The following is a 17,434-nucleotide window of genomic DNA, read 5'->3' as shown; positions in this document are numbered from 1 at the left end:
GGGTCCGCCCTGTACGGAGTTTATGTTATGCACAGGAGGGAATGCCCGTTTGGCGGGAATGACAAGTGTGACCCACCGTCAATTTATGACGTTTTGGCGACAATCGTCACAAAATTAACACACTGAATTTTTTGTATAATTTCGCACATGCGAAAAATTATCGCTTAAGCGAAACGGCGTGATACAGGGTCTGTGGTCGTGCGTCCGGGGTTTGCGTCGCCATCTCCAGACCCGTTAGCTCAAGCCCGTCAACGTGCCGCGCCCACAGGCCCCAGGCGGGCGTTACCCCAAACATGGACGGCTCCGGATAGGCGCTCGGCAGATCATCAACAAAAGGCGCAACCACCGTCGGGCTCAAACCGCCGCGATAGGTCAGGGCGACGTTTTGCAGCGTCACATTCTGAATGGGACTTTCGGGCAGGCCCATGATCAGGGCGCAATAGTCGGGCAGGATGTCGGTGGCCGTCAGGTTGCGGATGGTCACGTTACGGATGCCGCCGACCCTAGTGCCTTCCGGCCCGCGCAAGCGCGCGCCCACACGCAGGAAGATCGGCGCCGTGGTGATCTCAGACAGGCTGAGGTCTTCGCACACCACGTCCTCGATGATACCCCCATCAACCGTCTCCAACGCCAGCCCGCGCGAGCGCTCAAAGCGGCAGTTGCGGATGCGGATGCGGCGGAAATCGCCATTGGATTCGGTGCCGATCTTGATGCGCCCGGTAACGCGGTCCTGATCCGGGGCGCGGTCCTGCGTGCGGCCATAGGTGCCGTCGAGCATAGTCCCCAGATCATAACCCGACACGGTGCAGTCTTCGATGGTGACGTCCTCACAGGCCCGCGCCGCGCCCAAGGCAAAGCTCGATTTCAGCACAATGGCGTCATCATTGGGCGTGTTGACGCGGCAACGACGGATGGTCACGCGACGGCAGGCGTCGATATCCAGCCCATCGCGGTTGGTATCAAGGCTTAAGCCCTCGATCTCCATATCCTCGACTCCGGTAGCCAGCAGGGCAAAGTGCCCGCCGTTCTTTATGGTGAAGTCTTTCAGCGTCACCTGCCGGCAGTTTTTCAGCGCAATGGCCTTGTTGCCCAGCCCCTGCATGGCCGACACTTCGGGGGCCAGTTCGGCCATGACCTCGGCCGACAGGCCGCGCATGGACAGGGGAAATTCGCCGGCCTGCTTTTGCCACTGAGAGCCCGGCCCTTCTCGGGTCAGGCCTTCACCGTCGATCGTGCCTTCGCCGGTGATGGCGATGCCCTCCGCCCCTTCGGCCGAGATCAGGCTGTTGCGCCAGTGCGAATGGCCAAAATCCTGATAGAGGTCAAAAGGGTTGTCTTCGGGCAGATCGTATCGCCCGCCGTGTCGCGCCGGATCAGCCGCGATCAGTACCGCGCCCTTATCCAGATGCAGGGTCACACCCGATTTGAGATGGAGCGAAAAACTGAGATACCGCCCGGCCGGAAACCGCACCACACCGCCATCTACCGCCGCCGCCTCAATCGCCGTCTGAATGGCAGAGGTATCCAGCGCCTCCCCCGTGCCCGTGGCACCGAACGCCCGCACATCCCACGTCATCAATCCAGCCTGCTGTCTATGTCTTCGTTATGGTGAAAGATTTGCACGATCAGGACACCGTAATCCGTCTGTGCATAAAAGACTGTGTGCGAGCCGTGCTCATGGCGTCGATACTGACGAAAAGACCGCCCCATCTGCGGGTTCTGCGCCAGGAGATCGAACACGGTGTGCAGGCCATAAAAGTAGTCATCGGCCTGTGCCTCTCCGAAATTAAGCAGAGAATAGGCATAGATTTCAGCCAGCTTGCGCTCTGCGGCCGCCGATAATCTATAGACGGCCATCGGCCTTCAGCTTTTGTTTGACCGCCTGCATGATGTCCGGCAACGATTTGTCACTCAGGCCACTTTGTTCGGCCTCTTCCAGAAGTTTGGTGAGACGCAGTTCCTGAGACAAGCGCTCCTGATCACGCCGCACCAGATCGCGGATATATTCGCTCTCATTATGATAGTCGCCACTGCTCACCCGCGATTTAATAAAACCGCGCATGGTTTCCGAAAGGGACACGCTCATCGACGACATCATGACCTCCGTTTGCTGAGACCAATAGATAATATTAGATCACAAATTCTGCAATCCACAGGCTTTCAAAAACGCATAGGTGGCGTCGTAAAAGCCTGGCGGACGGGTCGGATCATCGGCATCGCCCTTTGGTACGAAAATGACCATACCTTGCCGCGCACGGGTGAGAATAACGCGATAGGCGTTCTTCAGATAAAGCTGCGCAAACGCATCGTTCACATGGCGCCATTTGGTCCCGGCGAATTTGTGGTGCTGCCAGCCGTCGTCTGAGTAACGATAATCGGCATCCCAGCAAACACCCACCCAATCCAGTTCCAGCCCCTGCACGTCGAACTCGGTTGCCACGTCCTCCAGATACCAGGACGAGCGCACATCCTCGCGATCATTCAAAAACCAGTTGGCTGGCTCGATACTGGCCTTCACGTGCAGGCCTTCGGGCTTAAGACGGTAGGCGCCTGAGGAGGCCACCAGACCATAGCGTTCTGTGCCGCGGGCTTTGCAGCGTAACCAGCGGCGCGCGGCATTCAGATCACGGGTGATGACAATGGGATAGGCCGTCAGTTGTGCAAAGGCGGTACGGGCGGCCTCGGCTTCACCGTTCAACAGATGCGCAACAAAGCCGGATAAAGTTTCCGCGCGGAAAGAGCGCATCGACACGCCCAAGTGCAGGTCATCGCTCAGCGTCACCTGATCCTGCTGGATAAAGTGGCGCGCATCGTGGTTCAGATCATAGTCCGGCTGCACAATCTGCGCCGAGGCATAGACCCGCCAGTGTGGGAAGCGCGCCCGGATGGCCGCCATCCATTCGGACAAGCCGGCCTCGCCCGTATTGATCTCCTGCCCGCCGCCGATCAGGCACACCACCGTGCACCAGTCGGGATGACGGTCCATCACGCTGAGCAGAAATTCCGGCTCGGACATGTCGAAATCGGCCATGCCGCGTTTGGCCTGCATGAATTTTGAGGCCTGAGCGCGGGTCCAGGCCCGCTGCGCCTCATCAAACACCACCACGTGTTCGCTGGGGATGGTCGCACTGCCCGCATAGTCGTCGCGGAAATGGTGAATGTTCTGGATAAAGGCGCGGACATCGCGTTCGACATGCTTTTTGGAACGCCCGGTGCGCGCACTCTGATCGCGCGCCAGCGCCTCACGCAACACATCGACCAAAGGCCCGTTCCCTGACAGAAAGGTCGCGTGTTCGTCGGCATGAGATTCGCTGCGCTGAGTGGCGATATTAAGTCCTGCCAGGGTCTTACCCGCTCCGGGCACGCCGGTGACGAAGCAGACCGTTTTGCGCTGGTGCGACTTGGCGTCCTCAATCACCGCGGCAATAAAATCCTGCGTGCGGCTGAGGTTGATGGCGTCGACATCTGAGCGCGCGATATCCCTGACATCGTGCCGGGCATAAAGCGCCCGCGCCGCTTCGATAATGGTCGGTGTCGGGCGATAACCACTGGAGGCCCATTGGGCCACATCCAGTTGCCGGTGACGGTGCTGCGCCGCCGAGTGTCGGAGAATGTCACCAAGGTCGATGACATTGGACAGCAGCGGTTTAGAGACCTGATCAAGCGCCAGTTCCGGCTGCGACATTGGCGACGTCTTGGCCCGCGTCGCCACCAGAATGGGTACGATCGACAGATGATGACTGCCCGCATGAAAGTTTTTCAGATCAAGCGCATAGTCTTCGACCTGCTCGATGGCGTGGCGGTCAAAGCCTTCGCTGCCGACCTTGAATTCGATGATGAAAATGCAGTCGCCAATGACCACCACCGCATCGGCGCGTTTGCCCATGCGCGGGATGGTGAACTCGAAATAGAGGGTGAAGACGTCAATCGCCGTCAGCGCATTGCGCAGGATGCGTATCTGCTGAAGCCACGCGCCCTTCTGTTCCAGATCGAGCGCAAAGGTATTGGCGCGCGCCAGTTCACCGAGAATCTGATCATCAGAGTTGCTGAAGAATTTCTCCCGGTCGGCGGTATAATAGGCGTGCATCTGTTTCCCCCTCTAAATAATTTATAAGTCCACACTCCCACTTGCAATAAGCTTGTATTTTGTTTCTATAATACACAAACGAGTTGGCAAATTGGGGGAAACAATGCCTTTGCCACAAGGGATACGCCCGTCACCTGGCCAAGTATTAATGTGCGAATTTGGTCCTAACCCAGACCAAATTATAGCACCTGGCATAATGAAGGGGCCATTGGCCGTAAAACCGGAAATCTATAAACAGCGTCAGGTTATTGTGATAAATTCCACTACAGAACTGACCACAGTTGTTCCGCTATCTACCGTTGCGCCAAAAACGCCTACAAAAATTCATCACAAGATTGCAGCCGGCACATACCCTTTCCTCGACCCAAGGGATGATAATTGGGTAAAGGGTGACCTTATCACAACGGTAAGCAATCAACGCTTGGATCGCCCCTATGTCGCTGGGCGTAGAGAGACTGTAAAGATTTCTCCTGAAGATCTAAAAGAAGTTAGAAAAGTGGTTCTCCACGCACTTGCAATGAGCACATTGGTGTCAAATTTATAACATATCGCCCCTCGCCGAGTGACGCTATTGGGTGCTTGCACCAAAGCTTGATGAGGCCGTGACTTTCACTTTTAAATTGACAAATCCTGACAAAGTCGCTAAATGTCGCATGTCAACGGTAGCCATTCCGTAAGTTAGATCGTCCACCCCTTGCAAGCCTGCTTGCAAGGGGTAAGTTTTTTTGGCGTTACGTTGGCTCAGTAAGGTCTAAACGTTAACCTTTCTTAAGGCCCCGTTCACCATACTTACGGCCATGCAGGACCTTCTCCATACCGCTCGCAATATCGACCCGATGCAGGTCTATGGCCGTGTGGCCGTGGTCAATGGTTTGCTGATCGAAGCCAAGGGCGGCATGTCGTTCATGGAGGTGGGCTCGCGCTGTGAGATCATGCGCCGCCACGATGCCCCCCTGCCTGTCGAAGTGGTCGGTTTCCGCGAAGACCGCGCCCTGATGATGCCTTTTGGCCCGGTCGAAGGCGTCGCCCCCGGTGCCGAAATCCGCATTTCGAACGAAGGGGCCAAGGTCTATCCTTCGACGGCCTGGCTGGGGCGGATTATTGACGCCTTCGGTGAGCCCATCGACGGGCTGGGGCCATTGCCCAAGGGCGGCATCGGTTACCCGCTGAAGGCCGCGCCGCCGCCCGCCCATTCGCGCGCCCGTGTGGGGGAGCGCCTCGACCTCGGCGTGCGGGCGATGAACGTCTTTACCACCTGCTGCCGCGGTCAGCGCCTGGGGGTGTTTGCCGGTTCCGGCGTCGGCAAGTCGGTGCTTTTGTCCATGCTGGCGCGCGAAGCGGCCTGTGACGCGGTGGTGGTCGGGCTGATCGGGGAACGCGGCCGCGAAGTGCGCGAATTCGTCGAAGAAACGCTTGGCGAGGCCGGCATTGCGCGCGCCATAGTCGTCGTCGCCACCTCGGACGAACCCGCCCTGAAACGGCGGCAGGCGGCCTATATGACGCTGGCCCTGTCGGAGTTTCTGCGCGATCAGGGGCTTGAGGTCCTGTGCCTGATGGACTCGGTGACGCGCTTTGCCATGGCCCAGCGTGAGATCGGTCTGGCCACGGGTGAACCGCCAACGACCAAGGGCTACACCCCCACCTGTTTTGCTGAGTTGCCCAAGCTACTTGAGCGCGCCGGTCCCGGTCCGATGCTGCCCGACGGTACGCAAACCGGCCCGATCACCGGGCTGTTCACCGTGCTGGTCGATGGCGATGACCACAATGAGCCGATTGCCGACGCTGTGCGCGGTATTCTGGACGGCCACATCGTGATGAGCCGTTCGATTGCCGAACGCGGCCGCTTCCCGGCCATCGACGTGCTGAAAAGCATCAGCCGCACCATGCCAGGCTGTCAGACCCTCCCCGAACGGGAGGTGGTGCGCAATGCCCGCGCCGTCATGTCAGCCTATACCAATATGGAAGAACTGATCCGCATCGGGGCCTATCGCACGGGGGCCGATCCGCTGGTCGATCGGGCGATTCAGCTCAACCCCAGCATCGAACAATTTCTGTCGCAAAGCCCCGATGAGGCCACAAGTCTTGACGACTCCTTTACCCTTTTGGGCCAGATTCTCAGCTCTCAATAAGGGAGTAGCGTGATGGCCTCGTGGGTAAAGTCTCTGATCCGTATTTCGACTTTCGAGGTGGAGACGTTACAGAAACGTCTGGCCGAGGTCGCCACCCGCCGCACCCACGTCGAAATGAAGATTTCGACACTCGATGCCGAACTGGCGCTTGAAATCGCCCGCGCCGCGCAGGAACCCGCCTTCAATTTCGACCTGACCGCCTATAAAAAGGGCTGGGCCCAGCGCCGCGAACAGTGCGTCTCGGAACTGGAGCTGATCGCGCACGAAGAGGCCGGTATTCGCGATTCGCTGAATGGGGCCTTTGAAGAACTGAAGAAGTTTGAGCACGTCGCCGAAACGACCCGTCTGTCGAAGGTAGCGGCTGAACTGAAGCGCGAAAGTGCGGCTATGGACGAAGCCGCCCTGCGTCTGCGCTTCGCCGGCTAAAACTATCGCGGGGGGACAGGTGACGACAAAACCCCAAGATTTCCCCCGCCGCACGGCTCTGGCCGCATTGGGGGCCGGTATGGGCGCCGCCCTGCTCAGCGCCTGCGGGCGCGGCGAAGCGGCCACCGGTGCCATCGCGCCTCTAAAATCGCACGCGCCTTTTCCGCTCGGCGTCTGCGCCATGACCGCGCAGATGGGCGACCCGCAATGGGCCGCCATGATCGCCACCCATTTCGACCGCCTCACGCCGGAATGGGAAATGAAGATGGAATATATCCTCCAGCCCGACGGCAGCCTGCGCTTCGACGCGCCCGACCGCATCGTGCAGCAGGCCCGCAACTATGGTCAGTCCGTTCTGGGGCACACCCTGATCTGGTACGCGCAGGACGGCGACTCTTTCCAGAGGCTGAAAGGCAACCGCCCGGCGTTCGAAGTCGCCTATCGCGCCTATATCCGCGACGTGATGACCCACTACAAAGGCCATGTCGATGGCTGGGACGTGGTCAATGAACCCATTCTCGACGACGGGTCGGACCTGCGCGACTGCCTGTGGCGCGAGGTTTTGGGCGACGCCTATATCGACATGGCCTATCAGGCCGCGCATGAGGCCGACCCGGCCTGCCCGCTGATCCTCAACGACTACAACCTCGAATACTACCCGGCCAAGCGCAAACGCTTCCTCTCTCTGGTCGAGGGGATGCTGAAGCGCGGCGTGCCTCTGCATGTGCTGGGTACGCAGACCCATATCGCCGCTGATCTCCCCAGAGGCGCGATCCGTGAGACCCTGCGTGATCTGGCGGCGACGGGGCTGAAAATCCATCTGTCGGAACTCGACATCAGCCTGAAAGAGGCCGCGAAAAACGCGCTCGATTTCAAAGATTACCGCGATGCCCAACGTGCCCTTTATGAAGAGGCCGCCGAAGCCTATGCGGCCCTGCCTTCGGCGCAGCAGTTCGGCCTGACCATCTGGGGCCTGCGCGACAAGGACTCGTGGTATAACCGCAAGGACAGGGGGCTGATCGCCGACGAGCCGCTGTTGTTCGATGATGCGGGGCAGCTCAAACCCGTCGGTCAGGCCTTCGTCAAGGCGTTGTAACTCAGTCCGCCTTCTTGGCGACGAAGAACGGGTTTTCCAGCACATCGCCTTCGACCGTTTCGGCGGCCGGGGCCTCGACCGGAGCGGTGAATACCGGATTGGCGGCGGGTTCGGCCACCACCGGCTTCGCGCCTTCGGTCACCGCGCGCAGGGCCCGCAGATCATCGGCAATGCGGAAAATGGCGACGTAAAATTCACAGAAGGACCGCCACAGCAGCAGCGCTGCCACGAGGAACAGCAGCCCACCGATCAGGAACGGCACGGCCAGAAAAATCCCCCACGGCATTTCTTCGCGCATGGCAATACCGACGGTGCCGCCCACCACGGCAAACAGCCCCAGCGCCACCAGCGCCAGACCGGCCCAGTAGATGATATGGATGACCGGCTTGGTCAGCAGGCGGTCAAAGGTCATCAGATCGACGACAATGTCTTTCGGCTTCGTGCTGCCGAAGGCTTTTTTGATCACGCCCATATTGGTTCCTTTGAAACGCTGGTGCGTTTTTTGGTTCTAAAACCGGAAAACGGCCTCTTCTGTCAAGTGATAGCGGAGAATCGCTAACGGCATAAGAGCCAAACTATTCCGCTTTCAAGCCACCCCAATTGCCAGAACTCAGGTCAGGCTGAGACTCCGCGAACTCAGGGGCGAAGCCGTCCTGCCACGGGAAAAACCCGCTATGATCAGGCCATACCATTTGCCAAAGTGCAAAATTCTCATGTCCGTAAAACCAACGGGCAGATAGGGGGTATTCAGAATAAAAGCGCTTATCAACCGGAAGGAAAACAACATCGAGATTTCGCAAAATTTCGGGAACCCTGATGCCGGGTTCAAAGGTTTTTCCGTTCTTCATAAGGCTGTAGATATCGCCAAGAAAATCATGCCCATGCTTGATAGAGAACATGATGATTTCAGGCTGCGAAACAGTGGCTTCAAACCCAATAGAATAGGTGAAATCCGGACCTTCCTGGTCCGCTAACACACTTGTCGCGAACCAGCCATATTCCCGCACGCAACGAACGATCTTACGCTCGTAATCGCTGAAATCCTTATCGTCCCTATCGAGTGCATTCGTCATACTACACCTGTCCCACCGTCCGCAGGCGGACCTTCGGATGGATTTCGTTCTGGCTCATGACGGTGGTATTGCCGCGGAAGCGCTCGACGATCGAGCGCACATAGGGGCGGATTCCGGGGCTGGTCAGCAGCACCGCCACCTCGCCCGACATCGACACCTGCTCGAACGTATCGCGCACCGCGCGGATAAATTCCTGAAGCTGCGACGGGGCCATCGACAACTGCCGCTCCTCCCCCACCCCGATCAGCGATCCGGCAAAGGCGTTTTCCCAGTCGTTCGACAGGGTAACAATGGGCAGGGCCCCATCTTCGGCGCGGTTTTGCCAGCACAGTTGCCGCCCCAGACGCGAACGCACATGCTCGACCATCTGGGTCACCGACTTGGTGTGCGGGGCCACTTCGCCCAGCGCTTCGAGGATGGCGGGCAGGTCGCGGATCGAAACGCGCTCTTTCAACAACGCCTGCAACACCCGTTGCAGCGTCGCCACCGTCACCACCGACGGGATCAGGTCGTCGATCAGCTTCTTCTGGCCCTCCGGCGCGTCTTTCAGCAGCTTCGCCACCTCCGAATAGGACAGAAGCTCCGACATATTGTCCTTGAGGATTTCGGTCAGGTGCGTGGTCAGGACGGTGGCCGGATCGACAATCGTATAGCCCATAAAGGTCGCTTCTTCGCGCAGGGCATTGTCGATCCAGGTAGCGGGAATCCCGAAGGCCGGCTCCTTCATATGCTCTCCCGGCAGTTCGACCTGACGCCCGGACGGGTCCATCACCATCAGTTGCCCCAGACGCACCTCACCGGCCCCGGCCTCCATCTCCTTGAGGCGGATGGCATAGCCCTGTGTCGGCAGGCGCATATTGTCCATCAGGCGCACAAACGGCATGACGAAGCCGTATTCCTGCGCCAGAGTGCGGCGCAGCGCCTTGATCTGATCGGTCAGCTTGCGCCCGTCATTGTCATTGATCAGGCCCAGAAGCCCCAGCCCCAGCTCGACCTTCACATCGTCGATCGCGAGCGTTTCAGCCATGGTTTCTTCGGTCGGGGCAGCAGGGGCGGCCTCAAGTGCGGCGGCCGCCGCGGCGGGGTCTTCCTTGGGCTTGCGCCCCAGCTTCCACGCCAGAAAGCCCGCCCCGATGGCAATGGCGGCAAAGGGAATGATCGGCATACCGGGGACAAGGCCCAGCACGCCCGCCGTGGCCGACACCATGCCGAGCACGACCGGGTTCATGGCCAACTGCGTCACCAGCGCCTTGTCGGCCGAGCCATCGACGCCCGACTTCGACACCAGAAAGCCCGCGCCCATCGAGATGATCAGGGCCGGGATCTGAGTCACCAGACCGTCGCCGACGGTGAGCTGGATATAGGTCGAAGCCGCTTCACCCGCTGGCATACCGTGCGACAGAATGCCGATCAGGATACCACCGACAATATTGATGCCGGTGATGATCAGACCGGCAATCGCGTCGCCGCGCACGAACTTCGAGGCACCGTCCATGGCGCCGAAGAAGTTCGATTCCATCTCGACTTCCTTGCGCTTGCGCTTGGCCTCTTCCATGTCGATGATGCCCGCCGACAGGTCGGCATCAATGGCCATCTGCTTGCCCGGCATCGAGTCGAGGGTGAAGCGCGCCGACACTTCGGCGATGCGGCCCGACCCCTTGGTGATGACCACGAAGTTGATCAGGATGAAGATCGCAAAGACGATCAGCCCGATGATGAAGTTGCCCTGCATGATCAACTGGCCAAAGGCCTGAATGGTCGCACCGGCGGCGGCGTGACCTTCGTGGCCGTGGCTGAGGATCAGGCGCGTCGAAGCGACGTTCAGCGCCAGTCGGAACAGGGTGGTGATCAGCAGTACCGTCGGGAAGGCGGAAAATTCCAGCGGCTTCTTGATCAGGATGGCCGTCATCAGGATCAGCACCGAGGTGGCAATCGAGATGGACAGCAAAAGATCGAGGAGGATGGCCGGGATGGGGATGATCAGGAAGACGATGATCATCATGATGCCGACGGCCATCACGACTTCACCGCGCTTCAACCAGCCCGCGACCTCAGACAGCTTGAAGGGCTGAACCCCTGTATTGGCTGTTGCCGCGTCCGCCACTCACTGTCCCCGAAACAAAAGCCTGTACCTTCGCGCAGAAGATAAACTCCTGGCATTAGGCAAAAATTACCTATGCCGTGGTGAAGAAAGAGTTAAGGCCGATTAGTGAGTAGGCTTTTAAAGAGCCTCCGGCGGGCAGGGGCACGGCCCCTGCACCCGGATCAGGCAGGAGTGGCCACTTCTTACCCTATCGACCTGAGATAGGGCCACAAGGTGAAACCGCCGATCAGAACCGCGGCAAAGGCACACAGAAGAACCGCCCCTGCGGCTATATCCTTCGCGCGTTTTACGCTCTCGGAATAGCCGGGCGACACCACATCGCAGACATGTTCGACCGCGGTATTAAAGGTCTCCGCCACCCAGACCATAGCCATGGCTACAATCAGCCAGCGCCAGTCGGCTGGTGTTACCCTTAGCCACAATCCAACACCCACAACCCCTACGGAGGCCACGGCATGAAGCCAGGCATTATGCTGGGTACGCAGCATGAAACCTATACCGGCAAAGGCGTACACAAAGCTTTTGATACGTCCGGACAGGCTGAAGACCGACATTTACGCCGCCGAAGCGCCCGATTGCGGGGCCGGGATGCTTAAGCCCTGAGCCGCGTATTCGTTCAGCTTGTTGCGCAGGGTGCGGATCGAGATGCCGAGGATATTGGCCGCGTGGGTACGGTTGCCGAGGCAGTGGCTCAGCGTATCGAGGATCAGCTTCTGCTCGACCTCCGCCACGGTAGAGCCAACGAAAGAGCGCGCGGCGCTTTCGGCTGCCTGAGCGGCGCGGTTGATGTAGTCCATGCCGATCGGGGCCACCGGATTGAGCGGCTGACCGTCCGGCAGACGGATGGCCTCCGCGTCGATTTCCGCCCCCGCCGACAGCAGCACCGCACGGTGCATGGCGTTTTCCAGCTCACGCACATTGCCGGGCCAGCCGTGCGCCTGAAGCCGGCGCTTGGCCTCCAGACCGATGGGCTTGAGCGGGATGCCATTGGCTTCGGAATATTTCTTCACGAAGAATTCCGACAGCACCACGATATCGGCCGGGCGTTCGCGCAGCGGCGGGATGGCCAGATTGATGACATTGAGGCGATAGAGCAGGTCTTCGCGGAAGGTGCCCTCCTTGACCGCCTGCGCCAGATTGCGGTTCGAGGTCGCCAGCACGCGGATATTGACCGGCACGGGCTTGGCCCCGCCGACGCGGTCGATGACGCGCTCTTGCAGGGCGCGCAGCAGCTTGGCCTGAAGGCGGGCGTCCATTTCCGAGATTTCGTCGAGCAGCAGGGTGCCACCATCGGCCTCTTCAAACTTGCCGATGCGGCGCGCCATGGCGCCAGTGAAAGCCCCTTTTTCGTGGCCGAACAGTTCGGACTCCAGCAGGTTGTCCGGAATGGCGGCGCAGTTGACCGAGATAAACGGCTTTTGCGCGCGCTTCGATTTTTCATGGACGTAGCGCGCCATGACCTCCTTACCGACGCCGCTTTCGCCGGTAATCATGATCGAGGCGTCCGACGCCGACACCTGATCGGCCAGCTTGATCACCGCCTGCATGGCCGGATCGTGCGAGATCATCGGGCGCGAATCGTCGGCGACGGCGGCCAGCACGGCGGCGATCAGCTCGGCATCGGGCGGCAGGGGGATGAATTCCTTGGCCCCGGCGGTAATGGCCTGCGCCGCCTTGCGCGGGTCGGGATTGACGCCGCACGCGACGACCTGAACGTGGATGCGTTCGCGCTCATTGGCTTCGATCAGCGCGCCGATATCCAGCTCGTAATCGACCATGAGGAGGTCCGCGCCCTGCCCCTTACGCAGGGCGTCCGTGGCCTGGGTCACGGTTTCGACGTGTGCCACCTTGGCCCCGGCATCCATAGCCATCTTCACGGCGGCGGAGAGTTGCCCGCTCAGGCGTCCAACAACCAGCAGTCTCATATCCCTACTCCTTACCCGGCCGAATCTTCAGACTTGATGATTTCCGTCATGGTCACGCCCAGACGTTCATCCACCACCACCACTTCGCCACGCGCGACCAGGCGGTTGTTCACGTAAATATCAATGGCTTCACCGACCTTGCGGTCCAGCTCCAGCACGCTGCCCTGCCCCAGCTTGAGAAGCTGCGACACCGACATATAGGCCTTGCCCAGAACGGCGGAGATGTTGACCGGCACATCGAAGACGGGCGCAAGATCGGCCGCCGCCTTGGTGCCTTCGTCGTCGCCGCCGGGCACCATGGCCTGACCTTCGCCGAACTCTTCCAGTTGGAAATTCTCAGACATGGCTATGATGCCTCTCGGGTTGCCGGCGTATGGGCCGGGTGTTGACTGTGGGCCATTTCGGCCAGCAAGACTTCCTTGAGCGCGGCGCGCAGCGCTTCGGTGATGCGGTCCGGATCATAGGCGGCGCGCCCTTCGGGCCACTGAATCTCAAACGCCCCGACGTGGCGACCACCGGCTTCGCGGAACTGAATCGCCCCCTGAAAACCGGTCAGGGCGGCGGCTTCGCGCGCGGCCTTTTGCAGATTGGCGTCCGGCGATGAGGCCGTGATGGTCAGGCGCGGCGCGCCGGAAATTTCTTCGCTCAGCGCCTCCAGCGCCGCCTTGACCGGCGCTTCGGGGAACAGCTCCAGCGCCTGAGCGGCGATCTTTTGCGCGCAGACCAGCGCCAACTCCACGCATTCGGCCTTGTGGCTCATCAGCACGGCATTAAGCGCCTCCAGCCCGTGCCCGGCGGCTTCGGCCAGAGCCTGCACGGCCTGCGCCTGCGCCGCCTGAGCCCGCGCCATGGCCGACAGCTCGCCCTGAGTATAGGCCTGCTGACGAATGGCCTCGACCTCGTCGGGGGTGAAGAATTTCTTCTCCTTCGGCGTGCTGGCCAGCACATGCCCGCCGTCGCCATAGACGGTGCCGAAGTCGAATTTTTTGTATCGGGGCGGGGTGTGGGTCATGCGAAGGCCCCCTGTGAGTCGCTGGGGCGCGCCTGCGCCCTGTCGGCGCTGATGGATTGCGGCGCGCATCCAGATCCAAAAACCGGTGTCCACTTTTTGGGATGCGCTTTAATAAATAAGCTCATCATCGCCTCCCTGACCGGCCAGCATGATTTCGCCCTTGGCCGCGAGGTCCTTGGCGACCTGCACCATGGCCATCTGAGCGGAATCGACGTCTTTCAGGCGCACCGGTCCCATCGAGTTCATGTCGTCGCGCATGATCTTGGCGGCGCGTTCGGACATGTTGGAGAAGAAGAGGTTGCGTAAACTGTCCGACGCCCCCTTGAGCGCCAGCCCCAGTTGATCCTTTTCCACCGCCCGCAGCAGCGTCTGCACGCCGCCGGGATCGAGCTTCGACAGGTCTTCGAACACGAACATCAAAGCACGGATACGTTCCGCCGACTCGCGGTTACGTTCTTCCAGCGCGGCGACGAAGCGGCTTTCGGTCTGACGGTCGAAATTGTTGAAGATTTCGGCCATCAGTTCGTGCGAGTCGCGCTTGGAGGTGCGCGCCAGGTTCGACATGAACTCAACGCGCAGGGTCTGTTCAATCTTGTCGAGGATTTCGCGCTGCACCGGCTCCATGCGCAGCATCCGTTGCACGCATTCCAGCGCAAAGTCTTCGGGCAGGGCCGACAGGACGCGCGCCGCGTGGTCGGACTTGATCTTGGACAGGACGACGGCGACCGTCTGCGGGTATTCATTCTTCAGATAGTTGGCGAGCACCGCTTCATTGACGTTGCCCAGCTTGTCCCACATGGTGCGACCGGCCGGACCGCGGATTTCCTCCATCAGGGCATCGACCTTGTCAGCCGGCAGGAAGGATTGCAGCAGGCGCTGGGTCTGTTCGTAAGACCCCATGATGGTGCCGGAATTCGACAGGCCTGCGACGAATTCGACCAGCAGTTCCTCGACCACGTTCGAAGACACCGTGCCGAGCGACGACATGGCCTGAGAGATTTCCTTGATCTCTTCCTCGTCGAGCTGACGCCACAACTCGGTATGCTCTTCGCCGAGCGCCAGCATGACCACGGCGGCCTTTTCCACGCCGTTCAGTCGTTTGGGGTCGTCTATGATGTTCTTCGCCATAGGTTACGCCTTAACTGTCGTGCAGCCACGACCGCAGAATCGAGATCGATTCCTCCGGGTGCCGCTCCACGAATTCCGATACGCGCTTGACCGATGAGGCCTTCACCTGGCCCTCGATCTTGGCGATGTCGATGCGGCTATCGACCGGCGAAAGTGCCAGTCCAGTGCCCGGCGCGCCCTGATAATCCAGCGCCCCGGCGGGCACGGCGACCGGCACCCCATCGGCCCCCATCACCATCTGAACCGGGCCACCGGCACCGGCCAGCGCCGGCACACCGCCCGGCCCAGCCACCGCGCCGTTATTGACGAATTTCAGCAGCGGACGGGCGACGAAGAACAGCACCAGCAGCGCCACCACCAACAGGATCAGCCACTGAATAGCCGTCACGATATCGTCCTTGGTGAAATCAAACATGCCGGCCGAAGCCGCGGTGCCGCCCAGACCCGCCGCGTCGCGCGCAAAGCGGATATTGGTGACCTTAAGCTCATCCTTGCGGCCATTGGGGTTGGTCGCGGTCTGATCCGTATAGCCGATGGCGGCACGCACCAGTTCCTCGATCTGTTGCATGTCCTGCGCCGAGCGCGGGGCATAGGTCGGGGGCGACTTGCCATCGGCGGCCGGAGTCCAGGTGCCATCGACCACCACCGCCACGGCCAGCTTCTTGATGGCGCCCGGCGCGATGATTTCGGTCGTCTTGGTGTTGGAGATTTCGTAGTTGGTCAGTTCGCCGGTCGTCTCGCTCTGATTACCCGTCGCGCCCTGTCCGGGGGCCGGCGCGCCGCCGGGGATATTGGCCTGCGCCGTCACCGTGCCGTTATTGGCGTTGTCGGTAGACGAATCAGTCGAAGTGTCCGTGCGGGTTGAGCGCACCACCTGACCGTCAGGGTCATACTGCGTTTGTTCGCGCGTCAGCGAGTTGAGGTCGAGGTCGGCCGTCACCGTCACGCGCGCCGCGCCGGGGCCGACCACGCCTTCGACAATATCCTTCACCCGCTTGCGCAGGGTTTCCTCGATCTCGGTCTTGCGCTCGGCCCCTCCGGCCCCCAGCAGGTTGTCATCTTCGCCACCGGCCGCCAGCAGACGATTCTTGTCATCGACCAGCGTCACCGCATTGGCCTTGAGGTTCGGCACCGCACCGGCGACCAGATTGCGGATGGCGCGCACCTGATCACCGCTCAGTTCGGTATTGCTCAGCCCTACCACGACCGAGGCCGTGGGGGCTGCCGCCTCTTCCTGAAACAGTTCGCGCTTGGGCATGACGAGGTGCACGCGCGCCGAATTGATGCCCTTCAACGAGGCGATGGTGCGCGCCAGTTCGCCCTCGAGGGCGCGCTGGTTGTTGAGGTTCTGCACAAACTCGGTCTGGCCCAGCGCCGGGGCCTTGTCGAACAGCTCATAGCCGACGGAACCGGCGGTCGGCAGCCCCTTGGACGCCAGCATCAGGCGGGTTTCCCCCACCGTGTCGCGGTCCACCATCAGGGTCGAACCGTCGCCCTTGGCCTGATACTTGATCCCCGCCTGATCGAGCGCAGCGGTGATTTCAGAGGCTTCTTTGAGATCCAGATTGGAATAGAGCAGCGCTTGCGGCTTGCCCGTCATGTTCAGCGCAATCGCCGCCAGCACGGCAGCCACACCGATAGACACGCCGATAATGACGGCCAGACGGCTAAGCCCAAACTGTTTAAGGAAATCCACGACCCCGATACCCTGCCATCAGACACAACTACGGACCCGTTTGCGGGTCACTAGGCAGTAATTTCCCAGTGAAGCGTAAACGAGCCGTTAAGGGATCGGGTAAACGGATAAATTCTTAACAACGACCGGCCTAAAGCCAGAGCGGAATGACTTCAAATGGAAACATTCCGCTCAAGCCGCGATTGAGGCGGCGGCCAAGGTGGCGGAGCCCGCACCCGGCGAGGGGCTAAACAAAAATCTGGATCATTATGTTTCTAACAGAAATCATGATGATCCAGGTCGTGAGGCAGGAAGACCCGGCTTTCACCGGGTCCCTGTATCCTTAACGGTACTGCTGGATGCGCGTGGTGCGCAAGCCCGCCATACCGTGGCTGTCGATCGCCTTTTGCCAGCCGAGGAATTCCTCGGAGGTAATGCCATAGCGTTCGCAGGCCTCTTCGAAGGTCAGCAAGCCCCCGCGCACAGCGGCCACGACTTCGGCCTTGCGCCGAATAACCCAACGCTCCGTTCCCGGCGGCGGCAGGTCGTTCAGGGTTAATTTGGCACCGGTTGGTCCAATCACGTATTTTTCGCCTTTGCTATCGCGGCGTTGTTCTTGCAGCATGATTCTTCACGCCTTTCTTACCATCACCATGGATAGCAAGATAACGCATGGAATCTAATATCCGCTTAATTGCCTTAGTAAATATATTACTAATAACGGCAGATCAGGATATTAACACTCCATTCACCATGCTTTACCGCTCATTATTACAAGT

Annotated in this window: 18 protein-coding genes; 4 read left to right on the top strand and 14 right to left on the bottom strand. The window is 60.1% G+C overall.

The features are described from left to right. Window positions 1-157: 157 nt before the first annotated feature. From EM6_RS10685 to EM6_RS10670, 4 genes are read right to left on the bottom strand one after another with little or no spacing between them, the layout of a single operon-like run. Window positions 158-1,576 (bottom strand): glycoside hydrolase family 28 protein, encoded by a 1,419-nt coding sequence (locus EM6_RS10685; protein WP_126422648.1) that lies wholly within the window; start codon window positions 1,574-1,576, stop codon window positions 158-160. Continuing rightward, a complete protein-coding gene (locus tag EM6_RS10680; RefSeq protein ID WP_126422646.1) occupies window positions 1,576-1,857 on the bottom strand; it encodes a type II toxin-antitoxin system RelE/ParE family toxin in 282 nt (93 codons plus the stop codon). Before EM6_RS10680 ends, EM6_RS10685 begins: the two co-directional genes overlap by 1 nt. After that, a complete protein-coding gene (locus EM6_RS10675) occupies window positions 1,844-2,086 on the bottom strand; it encodes a type II toxin-antitoxin system ParD family antitoxin (RefSeq protein ID WP_172961195.1) in 243 nt (80 codons plus the stop codon). The genes EM6_RS10680 and EM6_RS10675 overlap by 14 nt, the downstream gene beginning before the upstream one ends. A gap of 48 nt (window positions 2,087-2,134) precedes the next feature. Then, window positions 2,135-4,087, bottom strand: a complete 1,953-nt coding sequence (locus tag EM6_RS10670) for a DUF2075 domain-containing protein (protein ID WP_126422642.1) — start codon at window positions 4,085-4,087, stop codon at window positions 2,135-2,137. 208 nt (window positions 4,088-4,295) lie between these two features. Between EM6_RS10670 and EM6_RS10665 the strand changes: the two genes are divergently transcribed. The 4 genes from EM6_RS10665 (at window position 4,296) to EM6_RS10650 (ending at window position 7,738) form a co-directional block, all read left to right on the top strand. After that, window positions 4,296-4,631, top strand: coding sequence for a type II toxin-antitoxin system PemK/MazF family toxin (locus EM6_RS10665; protein WP_331876033.1), 336 nt, complete (start codon window positions 4,296-4,298; stop codon window positions 4,629-4,631). Window positions 4,632-4,884: 253 nt separating this feature from the next. Beyond that, window positions 4,885-6,216: a flagellar protein export ATPase FliI gene (gene fliI / locus EM6_RS10660; RefSeq protein WP_126422638.1), complete on the top strand. Its 1,332-nt coding sequence runs from the start codon at window positions 4,885-4,887 to the stop codon at window positions 6,214-6,216. A gap of 12 nt (window positions 6,217-6,228) precedes the next feature. Next, entirely contained in the window at window positions 6,229-6,642 is a 414-nt protein-coding gene (locus EM6_RS10655; protein ID WP_126422636.1) for a flagellar export protein FliJ, read from the top strand. 19 nt (window positions 6,643-6,661) lie between these two features. Next, window positions 6,662-7,738 (top strand): endo-1,4-beta-xylanase, encoded by a 1,077-nt coding sequence (locus EM6_RS10650; RefSeq protein ID WP_232037050.1) that lies wholly within the window; start codon window positions 6,662-6,664, stop codon window positions 7,736-7,738. A gap of 1 nt (window position 7,739) precedes the next feature. Here EM6_RS10650 and EM6_RS10645 read toward each other — a convergent pair whose 3' ends face one another. The 10 genes from EM6_RS10645 to EM6_RS10600 form a co-directional block, all read right to left on the bottom strand. Further along, the gene (locus EM6_RS10645; protein WP_126422634.1) at window positions 7,740-8,210 is read right to left on the bottom strand and encodes a DUF4282 domain-containing protein; all 471 of its coding nucleotides are present in this window, start codon (window positions 8,208-8,210) and stop codon (window positions 7,740-7,742) included. 103 nt (window positions 8,211-8,313) lie between these two features. Next, window positions 8,314-8,811 carry a DUF4262 domain-containing protein gene (locus tag EM6_RS10640; protein WP_126422632.1) on the bottom strand — a complete coding sequence of 166 codons (498 nt, stop codon included), beginning with the start codon at window positions 8,809-8,811 and terminating at the stop codon, window positions 8,314-8,316. A 1-nt stretch (window position 8,812) separates the two neighbouring features. Next, on the bottom strand, window positions 8,813-10,915 hold the full coding sequence (flhA, locus tag EM6_RS10635; protein WP_126422630.1) for a flagellar biosynthesis protein FlhA: 2,103 nt from the start codon (window positions 10,913-10,915) through the stop codon (window positions 8,813-8,815). A gap of 182 nt (window positions 10,916-11,097) precedes the next feature. Then, on the bottom strand, window positions 11,098-11,469 hold the full coding sequence (locus tag EM6_RS10630) for a diacylglycerol kinase family protein (RefSeq protein WP_126422628.1): 372 nt from the start codon (window positions 11,467-11,469) through the stop codon (window positions 11,098-11,100). Continuing rightward, window positions 11,470-12,840, bottom strand: coding sequence for a sigma-54-dependent transcriptional regulator (locus tag EM6_RS10625; protein ID WP_126422626.1), 1,371 nt, complete (start codon window positions 12,838-12,840; stop codon window positions 11,470-11,472). A gap of 11 nt (window positions 12,841-12,851) precedes the next feature. Next, window positions 12,852-13,184, bottom strand: a complete 333-nt coding sequence (gene fliN, locus EM6_RS10620) for a flagellar motor switch protein FliN (RefSeq protein WP_013478118.1) — start codon at window positions 13,182-13,184, stop codon at window positions 12,852-12,854. Window positions 13,185-13,186: 2 nt separating this feature from the next. After that, complete coding sequence (locus tag EM6_RS10615; RefSeq protein WP_126422624.1) at window positions 13,187-13,852, bottom strand: flagellar assembly protein FliH; 666 nt, start codon at window positions 13,850-13,852, stop codon at window positions 13,187-13,189. Window positions 13,853-13,960: 108 nt separating this feature from the next. Continuing rightward, a complete protein-coding gene (fliG, locus tag EM6_RS10610; RefSeq protein WP_126422622.1) occupies window positions 13,961-14,980 on the bottom strand; it encodes a flagellar motor switch protein FliG in 1,020 nt (339 codons plus the stop codon). 10 nt (window positions 14,981-14,990) lie between these two features. Further along, window positions 14,991-16,676: a flagellar basal-body MS-ring/collar protein FliF gene (gene fliF, locus EM6_RS10605; RefSeq protein WP_126422620.1), complete on the bottom strand. Its 1,686-nt coding sequence runs from the start codon at window positions 16,674-16,676 to the stop codon at window positions 14,991-14,993. 322 nt (window positions 16,677-16,998) lie between these two features. Continuing rightward, window positions 16,999-17,280 carry a DUF1153 domain-containing protein gene (locus EM6_RS10600; RefSeq protein ID WP_013478113.1) on the bottom strand — a complete coding sequence of 94 codons (282 nt, stop codon included), beginning with the start codon at window positions 17,278-17,280 and terminating at the stop codon, window positions 16,999-17,001. Window positions 17,281-17,434 lie beyond the last annotated feature (154 nt).

Origin of the sequence: Asticcacaulis excentricus, assembly GCF_003966695.1 — a bacterium.
GTDB classification, from domain to species: Bacteria; Pseudomonadota; Alphaproteobacteria; order Caulobacterales; family Caulobacteraceae; genus Asticcacaulis; species Asticcacaulis excentricus_A.
The sequence above is the reverse complement of the archived record's forward strand: the minus strand, read 5'-3'. Positions and strand labels throughout refer to the sequence as shown.